Origin of the sequence: Acidovorax sp. Leaf191, assembly GCF_001424425.1 — a bacterium.
Classification (GTDB): domain Bacteria; phylum Pseudomonadota; class Gammaproteobacteria; order Burkholderiales; family Burkholderiaceae_C; genus Acidovorax.
Window position 1 is genome coordinate 849954 of sequence record NZ_LMPT01000001.1, and the last position, 25047, is coordinate 875000.

General features: G+C 66.7%; 22 protein-coding genes. 19 read left to right on the top strand and 3 right to left on the bottom strand.

The annotated features are described in order from the left end of the window. The first annotated feature begins 38 nt into the window (after nt 1–38). The 4 genes from ASG27_RS03730 (at nt 39) to hprK (ending at nt 3417) form a co-directional block, all read left to right on the top strand. Nucleotides 39–1250 (top strand): MFS transporter, encoded by a 1212-nt coding sequence (locus ASG27_RS03730; RefSeq protein ID WP_056411428.1) that lies wholly within the window; start codon nt 39–41, stop codon nt 1248–1250. A 259-nt stretch (nt 1251–1509) separates the two neighbouring features. Further along, nucleotides 1510–1845, top strand: coding sequence for a ribosome hibernation-promoting factor, HPF/YfiA family (hpf, locus tag ASG27_RS03735; protein WP_056411430.1), 336 nt, complete (start codon nt 1510–1512; stop codon nt 1843–1845). Between the two features lie 110 nt (nt 1846–1955). Continuing rightward, nucleotides 1956–2423, top strand: a complete 468-nt coding sequence (locus tag ASG27_RS03740; RefSeq protein ID WP_056411434.1) for a PTS sugar transporter subunit IIA — start codon at nt 1956–1958, stop codon at nt 2421–2423. A gap of 37 nt (nt 2424–2460) precedes the next feature. Then, the gene (gene hprK, locus ASG27_RS03745; protein WP_056411436.1) at nt 2461–3417 is read left to right on the top strand and encodes an HPr(Ser) kinase/phosphatase; all 957 of its coding nucleotides are present in this window, start codon (nt 2461–2463) and stop codon (nt 3415–3417) included. Nucleotides 3418–3744: 327 nt separating this feature from the next. Here the strand turns inward: hprK and fur are convergent, their stop codons facing one another. After that, a complete protein-coding gene (gene fur, locus ASG27_RS03750) occupies nt 3745–4161 on the bottom strand; it encodes a ferric iron uptake transcriptional regulator (protein ID WP_056411439.1) in 417 nt (138 codons plus the stop codon). 90 nt (nt 4162–4251) lie between these two features. On the opposite strand from fur, the gene ASG27_RS03755 reads away from it, so the two are divergent. From ASG27_RS03755 to ASG27_RS03780, 6 genes are all read left to right on the top strand, one after another. Next, nucleotides 4252–4812 carry an outer membrane protein assembly factor BamE gene (locus ASG27_RS03755; RefSeq protein WP_056411441.1) on the top strand — a complete coding sequence of 187 codons (561 nt, stop codon included), beginning with the start codon at nt 4252–4254 and terminating at the stop codon, nt 4810–4812. Nucleotides 4813–4876: 64 nt separating this feature from the next. Then, nucleotides 4877–5710 (top strand): 4-hydroxy-tetrahydrodipicolinate reductase, encoded by an 834-nt coding sequence (gene dapB / locus ASG27_RS03760; RefSeq protein ID WP_082485739.1) that lies wholly within the window; start codon nt 4877–4879, stop codon nt 5708–5710. A gap of 3 nt (nt 5711–5713) precedes the next feature. Continuing rightward, nucleotides 5714–6412: a MotA/TolQ/ExbB proton channel family protein gene (locus ASG27_RS03765; protein WP_056411443.1), complete on the top strand. Its 699-nt coding sequence runs from the start codon at nt 5714–5716 to the stop codon at nt 6410–6412. A 35-nt stretch (nt 6413–6447) separates the two neighbouring features. Then, nucleotides 6448–6942 carry an ExbD/TolR family protein gene (locus ASG27_RS03770; protein WP_056411445.1) on the top strand — a complete coding sequence of 165 codons (495 nt, stop codon included), beginning with the start codon at nt 6448–6450 and terminating at the stop codon, nt 6940–6942. A gap of 129 nt (nt 6943–7071) precedes the next feature. Beyond that, nucleotides 7072–9783 (top strand): leucine--tRNA ligase, encoded by a 2712-nt coding sequence (gene leuS / locus ASG27_RS03775; RefSeq protein ID WP_056411447.1) that lies wholly within the window; start codon nt 7072–7074, stop codon nt 9781–9783. A 188-nt stretch (nt 9784–9971) separates the two neighbouring features. Beyond that, nucleotides 9972–10469 carry an LPS-assembly lipoprotein LptE gene (locus tag ASG27_RS03780; RefSeq protein WP_056411449.1) on the top strand — a complete coding sequence of 166 codons (498 nt, stop codon included), beginning with the start codon at nt 9972–9974 and terminating at the stop codon, nt 10467–10469. A gap of 264 nt (nt 10470–10733) precedes the next feature. Here ASG27_RS03780 and rocF read toward each other — a convergent pair whose 3' ends face one another. Next, nucleotides 10734–11684 carry an arginase gene (gene rocF, locus ASG27_RS03785; RefSeq protein ID WP_056411451.1) on the bottom strand — a complete coding sequence of 317 codons (951 nt, stop codon included), beginning with the start codon at nt 11682–11684 and terminating at the stop codon, nt 10734–10736. A 262-nt stretch (nt 11685–11946) separates the two neighbouring features. Between rocF and holA the strand changes: the two genes are divergently transcribed. Then, on the top strand, nt 11947–13002 hold the full coding sequence (gene holA / locus ASG27_RS03790) for a DNA polymerase III subunit delta (RefSeq protein ID WP_056411453.1): 1056 nt from the start codon (nt 11947–11949) through the stop codon (nt 13000–13002). 137 nt (nt 13003–13139) lie between these two features. Continuing rightward, a complete protein-coding gene (locus tag ASG27_RS03795) occupies nt 13140–13853 on the top strand; it encodes an ImmA/IrrE family metallo-endopeptidase (protein ID WP_156370427.1) in 714 nt (237 codons plus the stop codon). Between the two features lie 13 nt (nt 13854–13866). Here the strand turns inward: ASG27_RS03795 and ASG27_RS03800 are convergent, their stop codons facing one another. Beyond that, entirely contained in the window at nt 13867–14139 is a 273-nt protein-coding gene (locus ASG27_RS03800; RefSeq protein WP_056411454.1) for a hypothetical protein, read from the bottom strand. A gap of 93 nt (nt 14140–14232) precedes the next feature. On the opposite strand from ASG27_RS03800, the gene ASG27_RS03805 reads away from it, so the two are divergent. The 7 genes from ASG27_RS03805 to gshB all read left to right on the top strand — a co-directional run bounded on the left by ASG27_RS03805 (nt 14233) and on the right by gshB (nt 24601). Next, nucleotides 14233–15513 (top strand): glutamate-5-semialdehyde dehydrogenase, encoded by a 1281-nt coding sequence (locus ASG27_RS03805; RefSeq protein ID WP_056411457.1) that lies wholly within the window; start codon nt 14233–14235, stop codon nt 15511–15513. A gap of 60 nt (nt 15514–15573) precedes the next feature. Further along, nucleotides 15574–17037: a Trk system potassium transporter TrkA gene (gene trkA, locus ASG27_RS03810; RefSeq protein ID WP_056411459.1), complete on the top strand. Its 1464-nt coding sequence runs from the start codon at nt 15574–15576 to the stop codon at nt 17035–17037. A gap of 47 nt (nt 17038–17084) precedes the next feature. After that, complete coding sequence (locus ASG27_RS03815) at nt 17085–18551, top strand: TrkH family potassium uptake protein (RefSeq protein ID WP_056411462.1); 1467 nt, start codon at nt 17085–17087, stop codon at nt 18549–18551. A 91-nt stretch (nt 18552–18642) separates the two neighbouring features. Next, on the top strand, nt 18643–19938 hold the full coding sequence (gshA, locus tag ASG27_RS03820; protein ID WP_056411463.1) for a glutamate--cysteine ligase: 1296 nt from the start codon (nt 18643–18645) through the stop codon (nt 19936–19938). 388 nt (nt 19939–20326) lie between these two features. After that, nucleotides 20327–22195 carry a potassium transporter Kup gene (locus ASG27_RS03825; RefSeq protein WP_056411465.1) on the top strand — a complete coding sequence of 623 codons (1869 nt, stop codon included), beginning with the start codon at nt 20327–20329 and terminating at the stop codon, nt 22193–22195. 132 nt (nt 22196–22327) lie between these two features. Continuing rightward, nucleotides 22328–23515, top strand: coding sequence for a benzoate/H(+) symporter BenE family transporter (locus ASG27_RS03830; protein ID WP_056411467.1), 1188 nt, complete (start codon nt 22328–22330; stop codon nt 23513–23515). 126 nt (nt 23516–23641) lie between these two features. Further along, the gene (gene gshB / locus ASG27_RS03835) at nt 23642–24601 is read left to right on the top strand and encodes a glutathione synthase (RefSeq protein WP_056411468.1); all 960 of its coding nucleotides are present in this window, start codon (nt 23642–23644) and stop codon (nt 24599–24601) included. The last annotated feature ends 446 nt before the right edge of the window (nt 24602–25047 follow it).

Consider the following 25047-nt stretch of genomic DNA (forward strand, 5'->3'; position numbering starts at 1 on the left):
CTGCTTCGGCAGCCTCTGCCGCCGTTCCAGCCGCCCCCATGCTCACGCCGCGGCGCGAGTTCTGGCTGCTGCTCACCCTGGCCGGCATCCAGTTCACGCACATCCTGGACTTCATGATCATGATGCCGCTCGGGCCGCAATTCACGCGGCTCTTCGCCATCAGCGATGCGCAGTTCGGGCTGCTGGTGTCGGCCTATACGCTGTCGGCGGGCGCGTCGGGCCTGCTGGCCTCCACCTACATCGACCGCTTCGGCCGCAAGCGCCTGCTGCTCACGCTGTACGTGCTGTTCGGCCTGGCCACGCTGGCCTGCGGGCTGGCGCCCACGTACGGCTCGCTGATGGTGGCGCGCATCCTGGCGGGCGCGTTCGGCGGGGTGCTGTCGGCGCTGTCGCAGACCATCGTGGCCGACGTGGTGCCGTTCGAGCGGCGCGGCCGGGCGATGGGCATCGTGATGACATCGTTTTCGCTGTCCACCGTGGCGGGCGTGCCGCTCGGGCTGCTGCTGGCCCAGTACGGCGGCTGGCACCTGCCGTTCATCGCCATCGCGTCGCTGGTCGGCGTGCTGGCCATCTTCGCGGCCCGCACCATGCCGACGATGACGGCGCACCTGCAGGCCGCGCAGCGCCGCAGCACGTTCGGCGGCATCGCCCAGGTGCTGGGCGACGCCAACCACCGCTGGGCGTTCCTGTTCTCGGCGCTGATCATGTTCACCGGCTTCACGGTGATCCCCTACATCACGATCTACCTGCAGGCCAACGCCGGCGTGCGGCCCGACCAGGTCCCGCTGGTGTACCTGTGCGGCGGGGTGGTCACGCTGTTCACCGCTCGGCTGTTCGGCGTGCTGACCGACCGCTGGGGCAAGGTGGTGGTGTTCCGCTGCCTGGCGATCGCGGGAGCGTTTCCGCTGCTGGGGATCACGCTGGTGCGCGGCGTGCCGCTGTGGGGCGTGCTCACGGTGTCCACGCTGATGTTTGCGCTGATGAGCGGCCGCATGATCCCGGGCATGGCCATCATCTCGTCGGCGGCGCAGCCGTCGCTGCGCGGCACCTTCATGACGCTGAACGCATCGGTGCAGTCGGCGGCCATGGGCATGGCTTCATTTCTGGGCGGGTTGCTGATCAGCCGCGATGCGCAGGGGCTGGTGCAGAACTACTGGATGTCCGCCGCGGTGGGCATCACGGCCAGTGTGCTGTCGATGCTGGTGGTGGGGCGCCTGGTGCTGCACGGTGCAACACCGCAGGCCCGCTGACCGCATGGGGGGCGAGTACGCCGCCTGAAGAGAAGGGGCGCGCGAAGGGGCGCGCAGGTCAACCGGATCATTGTGCGCGCTTTTGCGGCGCTTGGCACCTTCGCCGCCATAACCCAGCAGTCAGGGGCGGTATGGGATTGCTTTTCGGTGAGGGCAGGGGCATAGTGAACTCACGTCAACGGATGCATCCTCGTTCCCCAGCCGCTCCCCTGATCAAGGACGGCATTCTTTCACCGAGAGTGTTACAGGAGACTTATCTATGAACTTGACGATCAGCGGTCACCATCTCGAAGTTACCCCCGCCTTGCGCAGCTATGTCACCACCAAGCTGGACAGGATCACCCGCCATTTTGACCAAGTTGTCGATGTCAAGGTACTGCTGACGGTAGAGAAGCAAAAGGAGAAGGAAAAGAGGCAGCGAGCGGAATGCAACATCCATGTGAAGGGCAACGACCTGTTCGCCGAAAGCTCGCATTCCGACCTGTACGCTGCGGTGGATGAACTGGTCGACAAGATGGACCGCCAGGTGGTCCGCCACAAGGACCGCCTGCAGGATCACCACCACGAAGCCGCCAAGCGCGAACTGCACGCGTGATGCGCCAGCCCTGAGCTTGGCACAGCAGCCGCCCACTGGGCGGTTTTTTTGTTGCCTGACGCCCCGCGATCAGGGTTTTCGCCAAGATGTGCATAATTGTTACCTTGACCATGAATCGACTCGCCTCCATCCTGCCCTCCGCCCAAGTGCTTGTGAGTGTTGACGCCACGAGCAAGAAGCGTGCTTTTGAAGAAGCGGGTCTCCTGTTCGAGAGCCAGCACGGCCTGTCGCGCGCGCTGATCACCGACAGCCTGTTTGCGCGCGAGCGCCTGGGCTCGACGGGCCTGGGCCATGGCGTGGCCATCCCGCACGGCCGCATCAAGGGGCTCAAGGCCCCGATGGCGGCGGTGTTCCAGCTGCTGCACCCCATCGGGTTCGATGCGCCGGACGAGCAGCCCGTGGGCCTCCTGATCTTCCTGCTGGTGCCGGAAGCGGCGACGCAAAAGCACCTCGAGATCCTGTCCGAGATCGCGGAACTGCTGAGCGACTCGGCCCTGCGCGAGCGGCTCAAGTCCTGCACCGACGCGGCCGAGCTGCACGGCATGATCGCAGGCTGGCAGTCCACGCAGGCGGCCTGAGCCGCCCCGGCGCTGCACACCCAACCGCCAGCACCTTGTGAAACCCAATGTCGTCAGCGCCGACGTCCTCTTCGAGGAATTCCGCGCCGCTCTGAAATGGGAATGGGTCGCCGGGCTCGGCGCCTCCGAGCGCCGCTTCGACGAAGTGGCCGTGCGCTCCGCGCGCTCCGGGGCCGACCTCGTCGGCTACCTGAACTACATCCACCCCTACCGCGTGCAGATCCTGGGCGAGCGCGAGATCGCCTACCTGAGCAATGCGTCGCCCGACGACTGCAAGCGCCGCATCGCCCGCATCGTGACGCTGGAGCCGCCGGTGCTGGTGCTGGCCGACAACCAGACCGCGCCCGACGCGCTGGTCTCGATGTGCGAGCGCGCACAGATCCCGATGTTCTCGACGCACGAGTCCTCGGCGTTCGTCATCGACGTGCTGCGTGCCTACCTGTCCAAGCACTTTGCCGACCGCACCACGATGCACGGCGTGTTCATGGACATCCTGGGGCTGGGAGTGCTCATCACCGGAGAATCGGGCCTGGGCAAGAGCGAGCTGGGCCTGGAGCTGATCTCGCGCGGCAACGGCCTGGTGGCCGACGATGCGGTCGACTTCTACCGCATCAACCAGACCACCATCGAAGGCAAGTGCCCCGAGCTGCTGCAGAACCTGCTGGAAGTGCGCGGCATCGGCCTCCTGGACATCCGCGCCATCTTTGGCGAGACGGCGGTGCGCCGCAAGATGCGCCTCAAACTCATCGTGCACCTGGTGCGCAAGGAGACGCTGGAGCGCGAATACGAGCGCCTGCCGTACGAGCCGCTCACGCAGGACGTGCTGGGCGTGCCCGTGCTCAAGGTCGTGATCCAGGTGGTCGCCGGCCGCAACATCGCCGTGCTGGTCGAAGCCGCCGTGCGCAACACCATCCTGCAGTTGCGCGGCATCGATACCTACCAGGAATTCGTCGAGCGCCACCGCCGCGCCATGGAACGTGACACGGGTGGTTAGGCCCGACTGCTATTGATTTGATAGCTGCTTGCGCTGGATGGATAAGCGGCAGAGCCTGTTTTGGCTCAAATGGGGCCTGTGAAAGTACCTCGGCCCACCGACCCTCGTCCCGGGATTCGCGGACCCCGGGTACGCCTCACGCCAAGGCAAAGGGCCAAAGAGCTTCACACCCCCGAACGCCCCCATCGTCACGGCCCACCAGAGTAGAGCCCCCAGACCGTAAACACTGGCGCTCCCCCAACGCCAGTGCACCCGTGGAACCGGCTCCGCCGGGCCACCGCGTGCGTCCCCTGCAGGGGACGGCGCCGAAGGCGACTCAGGGGCGAGTTACTTGCTAGCGCAGGCCGCGCACTGGCCGTACAAGGCCATGGTGTGGTCGTGGACGACCCAGCCCTTGGCCTTGGCCACGGCCTGCTGGCGCTTTTCGATCTCCGCGTCGTAGAACTCTTCCACCTTGCCGCACGAGGTGCACACGAAGTGGTCGTGGTGCTGGCCTTCATTGAGCTCGTACACCGCCTTGCCGCTCTCGAAGTTGCTGCGGATCAGGATGCTGGCCTGCTCGAACTGGGTGAGCACGCGGTACACGGTGGCCAGGCCGATGTCCGAGCGCTCTTCCAGCAGCACGCGGAACACGTCTTCGGCCGTCATGTGGCGCTGTGCGCCCTTCTGGAAGATTTCCAGGATCTTCAGGCGGGGCAGCGTGGCCTTGAGTCCCGTGCTTTTGAGTTCGTCGATGTTGGTCATGGCATGGTCTTTCGGGATGCCGGCCTGGGCCCCCGGGTCCGGGGGGCCTGCCGCTACAATGGGGCGATCATATCCTCAGCCCTTTTATCCATGCCCGTCAAAGCCACTTGCAGCGCCCGCCTGGGCCTGGTCCTTTTGATCGGTGCTGGCGTCGCCACCCTGGCCGGATGCGGCAGCCTCAACGGCGCCAGCGACCGCATCGCCAACATCGTCACCCCCTACAAGATCGACGTCGTCCAGGGCAATTTCGTCTCGCGCGAGCAGGTCGAAGCCCTGCAGCCCGGCATGAGCCGCCAGCAGGTGCGCGAGATCCTGGGCACGCCGCTGCTCACCAGCCTGTTCCATGCAGACCGCTGGGAGTACGTGTTCACGCTCAAACGCCCTGGCGAAGAAGCCCAGACCCGCAAGCTGACCGTGTTCTTCAAGGGCGATGCGCTCGAGCGCTCCGAGGGCGACACCATGCCCACCGAGACCGAGTTCGTCGCCACGCTGGGCTCCAAGGGGTCCAAGAGCAAGGTGCCGGTGCTGGAAGCCACGCCCGAGCAGCTGGCGCGGTTCCCCGCCTCGGCGCGGCCCACCACGCCGCCGACGGCCGCCCCGCTGGAGCCCGCCTCCGTCAGCTACCCGCCGCTGGAAGCCCCCGCGCGCTGACCCGGCCCGCCGCAGCGCGTGGCATGTCCGGCGCTGCACCCACGATTTTCATGACAGGATTTTCATGACAGGGACTTCAACCCCCGCTGCCACCGCTCCGTGCCGCGTGGCCGTGGCTGGCGCCTCCGGCCGCATGGGCCGCATGCTCATCGAAGCCATCCGCGCCACGGACGACCTGGTGCTCGCCGGTGCGCTCGATGTGCCCGCCAGCCCCGGCATCGGCTCCGATGCCACCGCCTTCCTGGGCCACGCCAGCGGCGTGGCCATCACGGCCGACATCGCCACCGGCCTGAAGAACGCCGACGTGCTGATCGACTTCACCCGCCCCGAAGGCACGCTGGCCCACCTGGCCGTGTGCAGCCGCCTGGGCGTGAAGGCCGTGATCGGCACCACGGGCTTCTCGGACGAGCAAAAAGCCGAGATCGCGGCCCACGCGCAGAGCACCGCCATCGTGATGGCGCCCAACATGAGCGTGGGCGTCAACGTCACGCTCAAGCTGCTGCAGATGGCCGCCAAGGCCATGGCCACCGGCTACGACATCGAGATCATCGAAGCCCACCACCGCCACAAGGTGGACGCCCCTTCGGGCACCGCGCTCAAGATGGGCGAAGTCATCGCCGACGCCCTGGGCCGCGACCTCAAGGACTGCGCCGTCTACGCCCGCGAAGGCGTGACCGGCGAGCGCGACCCGTCGAGCATCGGCTTTGCGGCCATCCGCGGCGGCGACATCGTGGGCGACCACACGGTGCTGTTCGCGGGCATCGGCGAGCGCATCGAGATCTCGCACAAGTCCTCCAACCGTGCCGGCTATGCCCAGGGCAGCCTGCGCGCCGTGCGCTTCCTGGCAGAGCGCAAGACGGGCATGTTCGACATGTTCGACGTGCTCGATCTGCACTGATCCATGGACGCGCTGCACTGGTGGCGCCAGGGCGATGCGGTGACGCAGGTCACCGCCTTGCTGCTGCTGGCCATGTCGGTCGCGAGCTGGGTCGTGATTGTCTGGAAGCTGCGCCTGATGCGCCGCGCCAGCGCCGACGTGGCGCGCAGCACCGCCGCCTTCTGGCAGGCGCCGTCGCTCGACATGGCATCGCAACGCTTGCAGGCTTTTGACCGGGAAGCGCTGGTCCTGCCGCTCGTGGTTGCTGCAAATTCCATAGCAAGCTCCGCCACGGCCGCATCGGCCAGCCTGGCCACGCAGGGCAGCTTGGCCACGCAGCTCACCCGCGTGCTGCGCGACGCCCTGCACGGCGTGCTGGGGCGCCTGCAGTTCGGCCAGGTGATGCTGGCCACCGTGGGTTCCACGGCGCCCTTCGTAGGGCTGCTGGGCACCGTGTGGGGCATCTACCATGCGCTTACCGCCATGGCCGGGGCCGGGCAGATCACCATCGACCGCGTGGCCGGCCCCGTGGGCGAGGCGCTGATCATGACCGCCGCCGGCCTGGCCGTGGCCATCCCGGCGGTGCTGGCCTACAACGTGTTCGGCCGGCTGATCGGGCGCATCGAAGCCGATCTGGAAGGCTTCGCACGCGATCTGCGCGAATTGCTGATCGACCAGGCGGTGGCGCGGGGGGCTTTGCCGCCCGCCGCAGGCGCGGCCTGAGCCACACCCCGGCACCCTCACCAGGACACCCCGCCATGGCTTTCGGACGGCTGGAACGCACCACGGGCCCGCAGCCCATGAGCGACATCAACATGACGCCGCTGGTCGATGTGATGCTGGTGCTGGTGGTCATCTTCATCCTGACCGCCCCGCTGCTGGCCAGCTCCATCCGGCTCGACCTGCCCCGCAGCGAAGGCGCCACCCCGGGCGCCGCGCCCCAGGCCATCACGCTGGTGGTCGATGCCAAGGGCCAGGCCTATCTGGACGACCAGCCCCTGAGCCAGCCCGCGCTGGCCGAGCGCCTGCGCCGCATCGGCGCCGAGCGCCCCGACACCGAGGTGCAGCTGCGCGCCGATGCCGCCGTGCCCTATGGCCGCGTGGTCGAGGTCATGGGCGCGGCGCACCTGGCGGGCCTGCAGCGCATCGGTTTCGTGGCCGAACCGGCGCCACCTGCCGCGCCATCTACCGCGCCATCCGCCGGGCCAACCTCCACGCCGGCAACTGCCGCGCAGCCGCCCCGCACGCCCTGAAATCGCGCCCGGCACGCCGTGCCGGCCCCGGTTGGCCATGGCGTGCTGCAATGACAGGCGCATGACCGCCTAAAATCCGCCCAGCGCAGCACCGCACGCGGCTGCACCCCCCTCTCACCCCGAGCCCCCATGCAAGACAAATATTCTCCCCAAGACGTCGAACGCGCCGCGCACGACCACTGGACCGCCACCGACGCCTACCGCGTGACGGAAGATACGAGCAAGAAGAAGTTCTACGCCTGCTCGATGCTGCCCTACCCCAGCGGCAAGCTGCACATGGGCCATGTGCGCAACTACACGATCAACGACATGCTGGCGCGCTACCTGCGCATGAACGGCCACAACGTGCTCATGCCCATGGGCTGGGACGCCTTCGGCCTGCCGGCCGAGAACGCTGCGCTCAAGAACGGCGTGCCGCCCGCCAAGTGGACGTACGAGAACATCGCGTACATGAAGCAGCAGATGCAGGCCATGGGCCTGGCCATCGACTGGAGCCGCGAGGTCGCCACCTGCGACCCCGAGTACTACCAGTGGAACCAGTGGCTGTTCCTCAAGATGCTGGACAAGGGCATCGCCTACCGCAAGACCCAGGTCGTGAACTGGGACCCGGTGGACCAGACCGTGCTGGCCAATGAACAGGTCATCGACGGCAAGGGCTGGCGCACCGGCGCGACGGTCGAAAAGCGCGAGATTCCTGGCTACTACCTCAAGATCACCGACTACGCCGACGAGCTGCTCGACTTCGTGACCGGCGACAAGCTGCCCGGCTGGCCCGAGCGCGTGAAGCTCATGCAGGAGAACTGGATCGGCAAGAGCGAAGGCGTGCGCTTCGCCTTCACGCACGACGTTCGCGGCGACGACGGCGCGCTGATCGGCGACGGCAAGATGTACGTGTTCACCACGCGCGCCGACACCATCATGGGCGTAACCTTCTGCGCCGTGGCGCCCGAGCACCCGCTGGCCGCGCACGCCGCCAAGAGCAACCCCGCGCTCGCGGCCTTCATCGAGGAATGCAAGAACGGCGGCACCACCGAAGCCGAGCTCGCCACGCAAGAGAAGAAGGGCCTGCGCACCGGCCTGTTCGTCACGCACCCGCTGACCGAAGAGCAGGTCGAGGTCTGGGTCGGCAACTACGTGCTGATGAGCTACGGCGACGGCGCCGTGATGGGCGTGCCCGCGCACGATGAGCGCGACTTCGCCTTTGCGCTCAAGTACGGCATCGAGATCAAGCAGGTCGTGCTGGTCGACGGCGAGAGCTTCAACTACCACCAGTGGCAGGACTGGTATGGCGACAAGCAGCGCGGGGTGACCATCAACTCCGACAGCTTCAGCGGCCTGTCCTTCAAGGACGCCGTGAACGCCGTCGCCCATGCGCTGGAGCAAAAGGGCCTGGGCGAGAAGAAGACCACCTGGCGCCTGCGCGACTGGGGCGTCTCGCGCCAGCGCTACTGGGGTACGCCCATCCCGATCATCCACTGCGAAGAGCACGGCGCCGTGCCCGTGCCCGAAAAAGACCTGCCCGTGGTGCTGCCGCAGGACTGCATCCCCGACGGCTCCGGCAACCCGCTGCACAAGCACGAGGGCTTCCACGCCGGCGTGACCTGCCCCGTGTGCGGCAAGGCCGCGCGCCGCGAGACCGACACCATGGACACCTTCGTGGACAGCTCGTGGTACTTCATGCGGTACTGCGACCCCAAGAAGAGCGATGCCATGGTAGGCGAAGGCACGGCCTACTGGATGCGCGACCAGAAGTCGGCCACCGGCGGCGCCGGCATGGACCAGTACATCGGCGGTATCGAGCACGCCATCCTGCACCTGCTGTACGCGCGCTTCTGGACCAAGGTCATGCGCGACCTGGGCCTGGTGACGGTGGACGAGCCCTTTGCGCACCTGCTCACGCAGGGCATGGTGCTCAACCACATCTACTACTGGCGCGACGAAAAGGGCGGCAAGAACTACTTCCCGCCCGAAGCCGTCACGCAGGTGCTCGATGCCCAGGGCCGCATCGTGGGCGGCCGCCTGACCGAGGCCGAGGGCCAGTACCCGCAGGGCCTGCAGCTGGAGTACGGCGGCGTCGGCAAGATGGGCAAGACCGAGCGCAACGGCGTCGACCCGCAGGACCTCATCGCCAAGTACGGCGCCGACACGGCCCGCCTGTACACCATGTTCACCGCCCCGCCCGAGGCCACGCTGGAGTGGAACGACGCCGCGGTGGAAGGCAGCTACCGCTTCCTGCGCCGCGTGTGGAACTTCGGCGTGAAGCTGTCTGCTATGGATATGGGAGCTGCTACCGCAAGCGTGGCAAGCGCGAGCAGCCTGAATGACGTCGAATTCGGCAAGGAGGCCAAGGCCCTGCGCCGCGAGATCCACAACGTGCTCAAGCAGGTGGACTACGACTACCAGCGCATGCAGTACAACACCGTGGTCTCGGGCGCGATGAAGATGATCAACGCGCTGGAAGACTTCAAGGCCGCCGACTCCGCCGGTGCCCAGGTCGCGCTGATCGAAGGCTTCGGCATCCTGCTGCGCGTGCTGTACCCCGCCACGCCGCACATCGCGCACAGCCTGTGGAGCGGCCTGGGCTACGCCAGCCACCTGGGCGACCTGCTCGACGCGGCCTGGCCGCAGGTCGATGCCGGCGCGCTGGTGCAGGACGAGATCGAGCTCATGCTGCAGGTCAACGGCAAGCTGCGGGGCTCCATCCACGTACCGGCCCAGGCCGACAAGGCCGAGATCGAGCGCGTGGCACTGGCCAGCGAAGCCTTCACCGCGCAAGCGGCAGGCGCGGCGCCCAAGCGCGTGATCATCGTGCCCGGCCGCCTCGTGAACGTGGTGATTTAACTGGCTGACCCGGCCGATGAAGCGACGACTCCCTGACGCGCTGCGCGCCTGCCACCCTCTCGCACTTTGCGGGAGCGGGGCAGGGCCGGTGCCGGTGGCTGGCCACGCCTGCCGTGTGGCAGCGCCAGGCCCGGGCCGCGCAGGGTAGATAGCTTCTTCTGGTCGCGCGACCGCAATGGATGACTGATATGCAAAGACGTACGCTGCTGACCTTCGCCCCTGCCGCCTTGCTGGCGGGATGCGGCTTTCGCCTGCGGGGCGTGCCGGAGTTCGGCTTCGAGACGCTCTACATCGCCGCGCCCGCCGCCTCGCCCCTGGCCCGCGAACTCCAGCGCACGCTGGCGGGCTCCGGCGGCAAGCTGCAGGTGGTGCGCGAGGCCAGCGGCATGACCACCGCGCAGGCCATCATGGACCTGCTGCAGGAGCAGCAGGAGCGCGTGGTGGTGGGCCTGAACGCCTCCGGCCAGGTGCGCGAACTGCAACTGCGCCTGCGCGTGAAATTCCGCCTGCGCACCCTGGCCGGCGTGGAGCTGATCCCCGAGACCGAACTGCTGCAGCAGCGCGACATCAGCTACAACGAAACCATCGCCCTGGCCAAGGAAGCGGAAGAGGCGCTGCTGTACCGCAACATGCGCACGGACATCGTGCAGCAGCTCATGCGGCGCTTGGCTGTGGTCAGGCTTTGATCCATTTTTGAACGGTTGCGTCCCTCGCTGGGCGCTGTCGGGTGGATTTCTGTCTTTCGCCCGCTGCAGGTCAATACTGGCTCGCCCCAAAGCCAGGGCAGCCGCGCATGGGCCGCCCCGCAGCGAGGGTATCGTCCCCCTTCCCGAATCGCGCAGCGATTCGAGAGAAGGGGCTGAGGGCCGCGGCTCCAGGCCTGCCTGCGCAGGCTTGGACGGCCCGAAGAGCTGCCGCCTCTGGCGCCCAGCACCGAGGCGCGCAGCGCCTCAGGGGGATGGCCGCATCAACGTGCTCTTGCCAAACAGCGACTCCACCAGGTCCACCGCCAGCAACGCCGTGCGGTTGCGCACATCGAGCGCCGGGTTGACCTCCACGATGTCCAGCGAGGCCAGGCGCCCGCTGTCGGCGATCATCTCCATGCACAGCTGGGCCTCGCGGTAGGTCGGGCCGCCGGGCACCAGGGTGCCCACGCCGGGCGCGATCTCCGGGTCCAGAAAGTCCACGTCGAAGCTCACGTGCAGGTGGGTGTTGTCGTCCACACCCGCCAGCGCCTGCTGCATGGTGGCGCGCATGCCCATCTCGTCGATGTAGCGCATGTCGAAGACCTCCAGGCCCTGCTCGTGCACAAAGCGCTTCTCGCCCGCATCCACGCTGCGGATGCCGATCTGGCGGATCTGGCCGGGCGTGAGGGCAGGGCGCCCGCCGGGCATGCCCGCCAGCTGCGTGAGTTCTGCCGGGCCAAAGCCGCACAGGCAGGCCACCGGCATGCCGTGCACATTGCCGCTGGGGGTCAGCGCGCTGGTGTTGAAGTCGGCATGCGCGTCGAGCCACAGCACGCGCAGGGTCTTGCCCACGTCGAGGCAGTGGCGCGCCACCGCGCTGATGCTGCCCAGGCCCAGGCAGTGGTCGCCGCCCATCAGGATGGGCAGGTGGCCCTGCTGCAGCTCGGCGTACACCGCATCGAACACATGCTGGTTCCACGCCACCACCTCGGCCAGGTGCCGGTAGCCCGCGTCAGGCGGCTGCCAGGGGTTGGCGGGGCCGTTGAGATTGCCCCGGTCGAGCACGGTCAGGCCATGGCTCTCCAGCGCGGGCTGCAGGCCGGCCACCCGCAGGGCTTCAGGCCCCATGGAGGCGCCGCGTGCGCCGGCGCCGACGTCGGTGGGGGCGCCGATGAGGCTGATGGCGGGCGCCGTGGGGTGGGGCGAGGGGGTCATGAACAAAGCCTTTGTGGGGAGCTGAAGGGGTCGGGGCATCCGGGGTCGGGGTGCGCCGTGGTGGCGGGATTGTCTGCGCAGCGCGTGCCAATGAACAGTCAGACAGCTGCTCCATCGGGCGCGTGCGTTGTGCAATCTGCGGGCTGGCGCTGGCGATCTGCGCAACGCGGGCTTGCTGATGGGGGCGCTGGCGGCCGGCCGACCCCTCGCCCGGTCCGTCCGCAGTCCGTGGCAAGGGGGCCAAGGCGATAAACTTTGCCGCATGCAACTCGCCCTGGCCCAACTCTCCACCCACCTCCAAAAGGGCCTGTCGCCGCTGTATGTGCTGCACGGCGACGAACCCCTGCTGCAGCAGGAGGCGGCCGACAGCATCCGCGCCGCGGCGCGGGCGCAGGGCTACACCGAGCGCAGCAGCTACACGGTGGCGGGCGCCCACTTCGACTGGAGCGCGGTGCTGGCCGCGGGCGGCAGTCTGAGCCTGTTCGCCGACAAGCAGATCGTGGAGATCCGCATCCCGTCAGGCAAGCCCGGCAAGGACGGCAGCGTGGCCCTGCAGCAGGTGGCCGACGCGGCGCGCGGCAACGACAGCACGCTCACGCTCGTCATGCTGCCGCGCCTGGACAAGGCCACCCGCAGCGGCGCCTGGTTTGCCGCGCTGGAGGCCCACGGCACCTCGATCCAGATCGACACCATCGAGCGCGGCATGCTGCCGCAGTGGATCGCCCAGCGCCTGGCCGCGCAGGGCCAGCGCGTGGTGGCGGGCGAGGAGGGCCAGCGCACGCTGCAGTTCTTTGCCGACCGGGTGGAGGGCAACCTGCTGGCCGCCCACCAGGAGATCAGCAAGCTGGCGCTGCTGCACCCGGCGGGTGAACTGAGCCAGGCCCAGGTCGAGGCAGCGGTGCTCAACGTGGCGCGCTACGACGTGTTCAAGCTGTCCGAGTCGGTGCTCTCGGGCCAGACCGCGCGCGTGCAGCGCATGCTCGACGGCCTGCAGGCCGAAGGCGAGGCGGAAGTGCTGGTGCACTGGGCGCTGGCCGAGGACATCCGCGCCTTGAAGCGCGTGAAGGACGCGATGAACGCCGGCCGCCCCCTGCCCATGGCGCTGCGCGAGAACCGCATCTGGGGAGCCAAGGAAAAGCTGTATGAGCGCATCCTGCCCAAGGCCAGCGACGCCGCCCTGGCACGCCTGCTGCAGTCGGCCCACACGGTGGACGGCATCGTCAAGGGCCTGAAGGTACCCGACTGGCCGCAGAACGGCTGGCAGGCGCTGCAGCGGCTGGCGTTTCAGGTGTGCCGGCTGACGCAGGCGGCGCGGTGAGCGATTGCCGCGAATCCGGGTTGATTGGCTAGAACTGGCGGATCAGGATTGCAAACTTTGTGGGAGGCCCTATGCGCCCAGGTTGGAACCCCGCTCGACGAAACAGAAATGCAGGTACCAAGGCGCATGGGCATGGGGTGGACAATGAGTTCTCCATCCCGGAGTCCTGGAATGACTCCAAGTGCTATTGGGAAAGACTGAGTTCGTACACCGTCGTCACAAGGCCGGTCGGGGCGCGCGAAGTTCGATTTTTTGTAGAGCCGACGCGGCCCGATTGGTTTTATCCGTGCACAGTCGATGATATTTGCGCGGTCCTGGCGCATTGCCCTGCCGATGTGCTCGACGCCTTTGATTTCATCGTGTTGCGGCAGCCAACGCGCAAGCAGCGAATTTTGTGCCCTGTGTGGGGCCGCGCCATTTTTGTGTTCGATATGGATCGGTACCAGGGGCGGGCCATTGTTATCGAGGCGCAAGACCTGACGCCCATTGATTGGAGCGAATCGGTCGACCCGGAAAGGGCGCGTGAGCTCGAGCGCTTGCGCCGAGATGGGCACGGCATTCACCGTATCCGCAAGGGCATTCAGATTCGGGTGACGCCCACCTCGTTGCGCAACACGGTGCTGTATCGCACTTTGTTCCATGAGATAGGCCATCACGTGGATCACGACCGGTCTTGCGTGTCCGATTGGGAGGGAAAAACCCGAGCCACCAAAGAGGACTATGCGCACCGGTTTGCGCAGGAACTGCATGACAGGCTGGCAGCGTTGGGCGCGCTGCCTTTTGCGCCCATCATCGACGAACGATCGCTGCTGGCAGACGGGCTTCAGCAGGAGTGGTTCTGCTTGCCCTAGCGCGTTGCCGCGCTCAGGCGATGGCTGCCCGCGCCTTCTCCACCCACATCCGCAGGCTGTCCACCAGGTCTTTCTGGCTGAACGAGCAGCTTTCCTCCGAAAACAGCGCGCTGGATTCGAGCCGGTCGAGCAGGCCGTGCAGCACCTCGGCGTAGCGCGGGGGCAGGGCGGCCAGCAGGTCGGTCTGGGCGCGGGCGGTGGTGCTCAGGGCGGACGCCGACAGCGTGCCGTGGCTGAAGGCTTCTAGGGCGTCGTGGACAGGTTGGAGCAGGTGGGCGCGGGTCATGGGCGGCTCTGGAAGCGTGGGATGGCGGCGGGGTGGCAAGGGTAACAGGCGCTCGGTGGGCCGCACAGAGGGTATCTGCGGCAAAATCGCCGGATGAACGCCCTCAACGTCGCTGAATACACGCACACCCTCGGCCTGCAGGCCAAAACGGCCTCGGCGCTGATGGCCAAAGCGCCGGCAGCTATCAAAAACAAAGCGCTCAAGGTGCTGGCCCGCCTGCTGCGCGAGAACGTGGATGCGCTGCAGATCGACAACGCGCGGGACCTGGACCGCGCCCGCACCGCCGGGTTGCCTGAGCCCATGGTCGACCGCCTCAAACTCAGCCCCAAGGTGCTGGAGACCTGCGCCGAAGGCTGCGAGCAGCTGGCCGCCATGCCCGACATCATCGGCGAGATCCTGGGCATGAAGCAGCAGCCCAGCGGCATCCGCGTGGGGCAGATGCGTGTGCCGATCGGCGTGTTCGGCATGATCTACGAAAGCCGGCCCAACGTGACCATCGAGGCCGCGTCGCTGTCCATCAAGAGCGGCAACGCCTGCATCCTGCGCGGCGGCTCCGAAGCCATCGATTCGAACAAGGCGCTGGCCAAGCTGGTGCAGCAGGCGCTGGCCGAGGCCGGCCTGCCGCAGGACGCGGTGCAGCTGGTGCAGACCACCGACCGCGAGGCCGTGGGCCAGCTCATCGCCATGCCGCAGTTCGTGGACGTGATCATTCCGCGCGGCGGCAAGGGCCTGATCGAGCGCATCAGCCGCGACGCCAAGGTGCCCGTCATCAAGCACCTGGACGGCAACTGCCACACCTATGTGGACGACCCCTGCGACATCGCCATGGCGGTGAAGGTGGCCGACAACGCCAAGACGAACAAGTACAGCCCCTGCAACGCGAGCGAAGGCCTGCTGGTGGCGCGCGGTGTGGCGTCAGACTTCCTGCCCAAGATCGGTGCGGTGTATGCCGCCAAGGGCGTGGAGATGCGCGGCTGCCCCGAGTCGCTGGCCATCTTGAAGAAGGTGGCCGGCGCCCAACTGGCCCAGGCCACGGAGCAGGACTGGAGCGAGGAGTACCTCGCACCCATCATCAGCGTGAAGATCGTGGCGGGCGTGGACGAGGCCATCGCCCACATCAACCATTACTCCAGCCACCACACCGACGCCATCCTCACCACCCACCACCTGCACGCCCAGCGGTTCCTGCGCGAGGTGGACTCGGCCAGCGTGATGGTGAATGCGAGCACCCGTTTTGCCGACGGCTTCGAGTACGGGCTGGGCGCCGAGATCGGCATCAGCACCGACAAATTCCACGCGCGTGGGCCGGTGGGCCTGGAGGGGCTGACATCGCTCAAGTACGTGGTGCTGGGCGACGGCGAGGTTCGCGTTTGATTTGCTCTTGTTTTGATAGCTGCTGGCGCTTGCTGATCAAGCGGTAGCAGCCAAAAACACATGAAAATCATCATCCTCGGAGCGGGCCGCGTGGGCCAGAGCGTGGCCGACAGCCTGTTGTCGGAGCGCAACGACATCACCGTCATCGACACCAATGCCGAGCGCCTGCGCGACCTGGAGTCGCGCTACGACCTGCGCGGTGTGGTGGGCAGCGGTATCGAGCCTAACGTGCTGGCCGAGGCCGGCGCGCACGACACCGACCTCTTGATCGCCTGCGCCGCGCAGGACGAGACCAACCTGGTGTGCTGCAAGATCGCGCAGCTGATGTTCAACATCCCCAAGCGCATCGCGCGCGTGCGGTCCACCGGCTTCGAAGGCGAGGAGCGCCTGGTGGGCCCCGAGGGCTTTGCGGTGGACCGCATCATCTGCCCCGAAGAATCGCTCACCCGCTACATCGCCAAGCTCATCGACTACCCCGAGGCCATGCAGGTGCGTGAATTCGCCGGCGGCCGGGCCTGCCTGGTGTCGGTGCGGGCACGTGTGGGTGCGCCCATGGTGGGCCACACCATCGGCGACCTGCGCGAGAAGGCGCCCGAGCTGGCCATGCGCATGGTGGCCATCTACCGGCGCTTTCCCGACGAGCCCGACCGCTTCATCGCCTGCGATGGCCGCACGCGCATAGAGCCGGGCGACGAGGTCTTCGTGCTGGCCGCGCAGCAGCGCATTGCCGATGTGCTGGGCGCGCTGCACCGCCCGCAGGGCCAGCCCTCCAAGCCCGTGCGCCGCATCATGATCGCCGGTGGCGGCCGCGTGGGCCTGCGCCTGGCCCGGCAGCTGGCGCAGGCGCCGGGGCGCTACAACATCAAGATCATCGAGGACCACGCGGAGCGCTGCGTGGAGCTGGCGTCCTCCCTGCCCACCGACGTGCTGGTGCTGCAGGGCGACACCACCGACGAGGACCTGCTCGGCGACGAGGGCATCGAAGAGGTGGACCTGTTCCTCGCGCTCACCGACGACGACGAGGACAACATCATGTCCTGCCTGCTGGCCAAGCGCATGGGCGCCAGCCGGGTGCTGGCGCTCATCAACCGCCGCAGCTATGCCGACCTGATGCACGGCACGCAGATCGACATTGCGCTGTCGCCCGCGCAGGCCATGCTGGGCGAGCTGCTGGCCTATGTGCGCCAGGGCGACGTGCAGGCGGTGCACAGCCTGCGCCGGGGCGTGGCCGAGGCGCTGGAGATCGTGGCGCGCGGCGACCGCAAGAGCTCGCGCGTGGTGGGCCGCAAGGTCAGCGATCTGCAGCTGCCGCGCGACGTGCACATGGGCCTGATCGTGCGCGGCCTGCCCGACGCCCACGACGCCGCCGAAGGGGTGCCGCAGGACCTGCGCGAGCCCGAGGTCATCATCCCGCGCAGCTCCACCGTGATAGAGAGCAACGACCACGTGGTGTTCTTCCTGCCGCACAAGCGGCTGGTGCGCGACGTGGAAAAGCTGTTCCGCGTGAGCGCGACGTTCTTCTGACGCGGCGTCCCCTCTCTCCGTCTTCAACCCACAAGCAGGCACTTCCCATGGTGGACATGTTTCCCGTCCTGCGCGTGCTGGGCATCCTCATCATGATCTTCTCGTTGTCGATGGGCGTGCCGCTGGCGGTGTCGCTGTGGACGCGGGACGGGGTCTGGCACGTGTACCCGATGGCCATGGCCGCCACGCTGGCCGCGGGTGCGTGGCTGTGGTGGCGGTTGCGCCTGTTCCGCCAGGAGCTGCAGCCGCGCCATGGCGTGATGCTGGTGTCGCTGGTCTGGCTGCTGCTGCCGCTGTCGGCTGCGGTGCCGCTGATGCTGGCGGGGCACCACATCGGGCGGCCGATGTCGTTCACCTACGCGTACTTCGAGGCCGTGTCAGGGCTGACCACCACGGGCTCCACGGTGCTGGCGGGGCTCGATACGCTGCCGGTGTCGGTCAACGTGTGGCGCACCTTTTTGCAGTGGATGGGCGGCATGGGCATCCTGATCCTGGCCGTGGCCGTGCTGCCACTGCTGGGCGTGGGCGGCAGCCAGCTCTTCAAGGCCGAGGCGGCGGGGCCGCTGAAAGACACCAAGCTCACGCCACGCATGACCGGCACGGCCAAGGGCCTGTGGGGCGTGTATGCGCTGTTCTCGGTGGCCTGCGGGCTGGCGTTCTGGCTGGGGGGCATGCGCCCGCTCGATGCGCTGATGCACATGTTCGCCACGGTGAGCCTGGGCGGGCTCTCGTCGCACGACGCGAGCTTCGGGTACTTTCAGTCGCCGCTGCTGGAGGCGATCTGCATCGTCTTCATGCTGGTGGCCAGCTGCAACTTCGCGCTGTACTTCATCGCGATCCGCAAGGGGCAGTGGAGCGGCTTCTGGGGAGACCCGGAGCTGCGCGCCACGCTGCTGACCCTGGTCGGCGGCGGTCTGCTGGTGTCGCTGCTGCTGTGGGCCAAGGGGGTGTACGAGCCGCTCGTGGCCCTGCGCCACGGCATGTTCAACCTGGTGTCCATGGCCACGACGACCGGGTTCGCCACGGTGGACTACCTGGCTTGGCCGGTGTTCGCGCCGGTGTTCATGCTGCTGCTGTCGGGCGTGGCCACCAGTGCGGGGTCCACGGGCGGGGGCATCAAGATGGTTCGCATGCTCATCCTCGTCAAGCAGGCGCGGCGCGAGATGAACCGCCTGGTGCACCCGCGCGCGGTGCAGCCGGTGCGGCTGGGCAGCGGCGTGGTGGACAACCGGGTGATCTTCTCGGTGCTGGCCTTCATGCTGGTGTACGGCGGCACCGTGTTCGGCCTGTCGATGGTGATGCTGCTGACCGACCTGGACCCGGTGACCGCGTTCTCGGTGGTGCTGGCCAGCGTGAACTGCGCGGGGCCGGGCCTGGGCATGGTGGGGCCTGCGTCCAACTACGCGGTGCTGACCGACTTTCAGATCTGGGTGTGTACGCTGGGCATGCTGCTGGGGCGGCTGGAGATCCTGAGTTTCATGGCGCTGCTCACGCCCGCTTTCTGGCGCCGTTGACACCACCGCGGGCTGCCGCCCCGCCTTGCGAAAAGGGAAGGCGGCCCCAAATCCCTACAATTCGTCGCAATTTGCTTCCCCAAGGGCACCTATGGTTCCGCATCTCATCACGGCCCTCACCGGGCCGATCAACGAACTTGAACAGCGCATCCTGGACTCGATGCCCGCCATCGAACGCTGGTTCAGGCTGGAGTGGATGGAGCACACGCCCCCGTTCTACACCTCGGTGGACATCCGCAATGCGGGCTTCAAGCTCGCGCCCGTGGACACCAACCTGTACCCCGGCGGCTGGAACAACCTGACCAAGGAGATGCTGCCCCTGGCCGTGCAGGCCGCCATGGCCGCCATCGAGAAGATCTGCCCCGAGGCGCGCAACCTCCTGATCATTCCGGAAAACCACACGCGCAACACCTTCTACCTGGCCAACGTGGTGCAGCTGCAGCGCATCTTCAACATGGCCGGCCTGAACGTGCGCGTGGGCTCCATCAGCCCCGAGATCAAGAAGCCCACGCTGATCGAGCTGCCCAACGGCGACACCGTGACGCTGGAGCCCGTGGTGCGCACCAAGCGCCGGCTGGGGCTCAAGGACTTCGACCCCTGCACCATCTTGCTGAACAACGACCTGTCGGCCGGGCCGCCGGGCATCCTGGAAGACATCCACGAGCAGTACCTGCTGCCCCCGCTGCACGCGGGCTGGAGCGTGCGCCGAAAGAGCACCCACTTCAAGAACTACGAAGAGGTGGCCAAGCGCTTCGGCAAGATGCTGGGCATCGACCCCTGGCTCGTGAACCCCATGTACAGCCAGTGCGACGGCGTGGACTTTGCCGAGGACAAAGGCATGGACAAGCTGCAGACCACGGTAGACGCGCTGCTGACCAAGGTGCGCCGCAAATACAAGGAATACGGCATCAACGAAAAGCCGTTCGTCATCGTCAAGGCCAACAACGGCACCTACGGCATGGGCATCATGACCGTGCGCGATGCCAAGGAGCTGGACGCGGTCAACCGCAAGACCAAGAACAAGATGGCGGTCATCAAGGACGGCCAGCCGGTCAGCGACCTCATCATCCAGGAAGGCGTGCTGACGCAGGAGCGGGTGCACGAGGCCGTGGCCGAACCCGTGGTCTACATGATGGACCGCTATGTGGTCGGCGGCTTCTACCGCATGCATGCCGAGCGCGGCGTGGACGAGAACCTGAACGCCCCGGGCGCGAGCTTCGTGCCGCTGGCCTTCGAGCACAGCACGCACATGCCCCAGCCCGGCGTGCGCCCCGGCGTGAGCGCGCCCAACCGCTTCTACATGTACGGCGTGGTGGCGCGCCTGGCCATGCTGGCCGCCAGCTACGAGCTGGAAGCCACCAACCCCGACGCCGAGATCTACGACTGAGGTGAGTGGACCCCCTGAGGCGCTGCGCGCCTTCCCCCACGGGGGACGCACCCCGTGGCCTGGCAAAGCCAGTTCCACGGGTGCACTGGCCTTGGCCGCGCCAGTTTATGCACCTGGGTGGCGCGCGCAACGCAATGGATCGCTGCGACGGATTTGCACGCAATAACTCCACACCGTTCACACCGTTCGGGCTGAGCCTGTCGAAGCCTTGCGTGGCACTGCCCTTGCGGCCATGCCATGTCTGCGGTGCGCTGCCAAGCCGTGAATCACCGCCGAGTTGCTGCGCTGCAACATAGTGCAAGCCCTCCAGACGCGGCCGGGGGCACAGGCGCACAATAGCGTTCCCAAAAGTAACGGAACCCTGCCAGACTCTGCGCGGGGTAGGTCAGTGCAAAGCTCCAAATCATCGCTCGCAGCGCTCACGCTGGGCGCCATCGGTGTTGTGTACGGCGATATCGGCACCAGCGTGCTGTACGCCATGAAGGAGGTGTTCGGGTCCGGCCACGTGCCGTTCACCCAGGACAACATCTACGGCGTCCTCTCCATCTTCTTCTGGACGCTCACGGTCATCGTGTCGCTCAAGTACGTGGTGCTGGTGCTGCGGGCCGACAACCACGGTGAAGGCGGGCTCATCGCCATGCTGGCCCTGGCCTCGCAGGCCGTCAAGGACAAACCCCGGCTGCGCTCGGTGCTGCTGGGCGTGGGCATCTTCGGCACATCCCTGTTCTATGGCGACGGGGTCATCACGCCCGCCATCTCGGTGCTGTCGGCGGTGGAGGGGCTGGAGGTCGTCTCGCCCCACTTCAAGCAGTATGTGATCCCCCTCACGCTGATCGTGCTGTTTTGCCTGTTCGTCGTGCAAAAGCGCGGCACGGGCGGCATCGGCAAGTTCTTCGGGCCCATCACGCTGATCTGGTTCATCAGCATTGCGGCGCTGGGCGTCTCGCACATCGTGGGGCACCCCGAGATCCTGTGGGCACTGAGCCCGCACCATGCGCTGGGCTTCATGTGGGCCAACCCGGGCACCAGCTTCATCATCCTGGGCGCGGTGGTGTTGTGCGTGACCGGCGCCGAGGCGCTGTACGCCGACCTGGGGCACTTCGGCAAGCGGCCCATCCGCCTGGCGTGGTTCGGCGTGGCGATGCCGGCGCTCACGCTCAACTACTTCGGCCAGGGCGCGCTGCTGCTGGCCGAGCCCGAGGCCGTCAAGAACCCTTTCTACATGATGGCGCCCGACTGGGCCCTGATCCCGCTGGTCGTCATGGCCACCATGGCCACGGTGATCGCGTCGCAGGCACTCATCACCGGCGCCTTCAGCGTGACCAAGCAGGCCATCCAGCTCGGTTACCTGCCGCGCCTGAACATCCAGCACACGAGCGTGCGCGACACGGGCCAGATCTACATGCCGCTGGTGAACTGGGGGCTGTTCGTGGCCATCGTGCTGGCGGTGGTGATGTTCCGCTCGTCGAGCAACCTGGCCGCCGCGTACGGCATTGCCGTGACGCTGGACATGCTGATCACCACCATCCTGACCTTCTTCGTGATCCGCTACGGCTGGGGCTACCCGCTGGCGCTGTGCATCGCGGCCACGGGCTGCTTCTTCGTGGTGGACCTGGCCTTCTTCGCATCCAACCTGCTCAAGCTCTTTCAGGGTGGTTGGTTCCCGCTGATGATCGGCGGCATCGTGTTCGCCTTCATGATGACCTGGAAGGAAGGGCGCCGCCTGCTCAACGACAAGCTGCGCGCCGATGCCATCGACCTCAAGGACTTTCTGGAGTCGGTGTTCATCAGCCCGCCCACGCGGGTGGAGGGCACGGCGGTGTTCCTGACGGCGGAGGCGGGTGCGGTGCCCAATGCGCTCTTGCACAACCTCAAGCACAACAAGGTGCTGCACCAGCAGAACCTGTTCGTCACGGTGCACAACCACGAAACGCCGTGGATCGGCCTGGACAAGCGCCTGCAGGTCGAGTCCCTGGGCCATGACTGCTGGCAGGTGGTGATCCACTACGGCTTCAAGAACGACCCCGACCTGCCGCGGGCCCTCGAGCTGCTGCGCGGCCGCGGCTGCGAGCTGGAGTCCATGACGACCAGCTACTTCCTGTCGCGCGACACCGTCATCCCCACCATCGGCAGCGGCATGGCCCCCTGGCGCGAGAAGCTGTTCGCCCAGATGCACCACAACGCCAGCGGCGCGGCGGACTTTCTGCACCTGCCTAACAATGCGGTGGTCGAGCTGGGGTCGAAGATCGAAATCTGACCGCGGTGCGGCGCGGCGGGACAGGGGCGGGGTGGGAGGTGTTTGGGCCTCTGCCGCTTGTCCTGCAAGCGCTGGCAGCTATAGAAAAGATAGCAACTGTGCTGTGCAGGCCTGGGTGCCAGAATCCAGGCCATGCAATTCTTCAAAGACCTGAGCCTGTCGGCCTTCACCGCGGGCTTCGTCGCGGTGCTGGTGGGCTTCACGAGTTCCGTCGCCATCGTGTTCCAGGCCGCGCAGGCCTTTGGCGCCACCCCGGCGCAGATCACTTCCTGGATGTGGGCGCTGGGCCTGGGCATGGGGCTGTGCTCGCTGGTGCCTTCGTTGCTGCTGCGCAAGCCCGTGATGATTGCCTGGTCCACCCCCGGTGCGGCGGTGCTGGCCACCGCCGGCCTGGCGGGTGGCTTCAGCATGGGCGAGGCGGTCGGCGCATTCATGCTCAGTGCCGCGCTGGTGGCACTGGCCGGCATGACGGGCTGGTTCGAGCGGGTCATGAACCGCATTCCGATGGAGATCGCGGCGGCGCTGCTGGCGGGTGTGCTGGCGCGGTTCGGCCTGCAGGCCTTTGCGGCAGCGCAGACGGCGCTGCCGCTGGTGCTGACCATGCTGGTCGTCTACCTGTTCGCCCGCAAGTTCGCGGCGCGCTATGCGGTGGTGATCACGCTGGCCGTCGCGGTGGTGTTTGTGGCGCTGCAGGGGCAGATGGCGTGGTCTGCCGTGCATCTGGAGTTGGCCATGCCGGTATTCACCGCACCCACATTCAGTCTGTCGGCCGCCATCAGCCTGGCCATTCCGCTGTTTGTGGTGACCATGGCCTCGCAGAACCTCCCGGGCGTGGCGGTGATGCGCGCCTCGGGCTACGAGATGCCCGTCTCCCGCCTCATCACGCTGACGGGCGTGGCCACGCTGGTGCTTGCACCGTTCGGCGCCTTCTCGCTGAGCTTCAGTGCCATCACCGCCGCCATGTGCATGGGCCCCGAGGCGCATGAAGACCGCCGCCGCCGCTACACCGCGGCCGTGTCGTGCGGAGCGCTGTATGTGGCCATCGGCCTGTTCGGCGCGGTGATCACCGGCTTGCTCACGGCATTCCCGCAGGAGCTGATCGTGGCCATCGCAGGCCTGGCCCTGCTCGGCACCATCGGCAACGGCCTGGCCGTGGCCATCCGCGATGAACAGCACCGCGAGGCGGCGTTGATCACCTTCCTCGTCACGCTGAGCGGCGTGGTCATCGCCGGTGTGGGGTCGGCCTTCTGGGGCGTGGTCGCCGGCAGCTTTGCGCTATTTGTGCAACAGTACAGGCGTTCGCCGGCCCGAGGAGCCTGACGCGGGCCCCGGCTGCACCTGCAGCGGCTGGCGGCCCCGCCCTTGGGGATGGCGGTGCCGCCTCTATATATAAGGTGGACGACCTGCCCAGGCGTCTGCTCCCAGCGCTCTTAGACATCTGACACCATGACCCTGCTCTTCATCGCCGACCCCCTGCACAGCTTCAAGATTTACAAGGACACCACCTTCGCCATGATGCGCGAGGCCCAGCGCCGCGGCCACACGCTGGCAGTGTGCGAGCCCCAGCACATCTCCTGGCAGCGCGGTGGCAAGGTCGTGGCCCAGGTCACCGACATCCGCCTGACAGGCGACGCCACCCACTGGTACGAGGCGCAGCCCGAACGCACCGCCGAGCTGGTGGAGTTCGATGCCGTGCTGATGCGCAAGGACCCGCCGTTTGACAGCGAGTATTTCTACGCCACCCACCTGCTGGAGCAGGCCGAGCGCGAAGGCGCACGCGTGTTCAACAAGCCCCGGGCACTGCGCGACCATCCCGAGAAGCTGGCGATCATGGAATTTCCCCAGTTCATCGGGCCGACACTGGTCACACGCAGCCCGGCGGACATCCGGGCGTTCCACGCAGAGCACCGCGACATCATCCTGAAGCCGCTGGACGGCATGGGTGGCATGGGCATCTTCCGCGTGGGGCCTGATGGCCTCAACCTGGGCAGCATCACCGAGACGCTGAACCGCAACGGTACGCAAAGCGTGATGGTGCAGAAGTTCTTGCCGGAGATCGTCGAGGGCGACAAGCGCGTGCTGGTGATTGGCGGCAAGCCGGTGCCTTATTGCCTGGCGCGCATTCCGCAGGGCACCGAAGTGCGCGGCAACCTGGCGGCCGGCGGCAAGGGCGTGGCCCGCCCCCTGTCGGCACGCGACCAGGAAATCGGTGAAGCCCTGGGCCCCATCCTGCAAGCGCGTGGCTTGCTGCTGGCGGGCGTGGACGTCATTGGCGATTGCGTCACAGAGATCAATGTCACCAGCCCCACGTGCTTCCAGGAGATCTTCGACCAGACAGGGTGCGATGTCGCTGCGCTCTTCATCGATGCGCTGGAAGCTGCCATGAAGGCGCCAGCTGGTTTGTAGGCCAATTTCTCCACAACTTGTAGCGAAGCGCCCAAAACGGTGCTATAGTCGAGGGCTTCGCTACTGAGACGGCTGCTGCAGATTGCAGGRGATGTTGAAGTTCAGGAGGTTGGTTGGTGATGAAGACTTCTGGTCGTTGTTGCTGMGGATCTTYTGGGTGGGTGGTGAAGAAAGTTTGGTTTTGAGTTGCAAGCGGGATAAAAACCGGTATATAATTCAAGGCTTCGCTGAACGGAGGATGTGTCGAGAGATGNTGGGTGGGTGGTGAAGAAAGTTTGGTTTTGAGTTGCAAGCGGGATAAAAACCGGTATATAATTCAAGGCTTCGCTGAACGGAGGATGTGTCGAGAGATGCTGAATTCGGAAGGTGATGAAAACGAAAAAAAGTTTTCAAAAGTTTGACAGTTCTTCAAAAACTGTGCTAGAATTCAAGGCTCAGCTGATCGC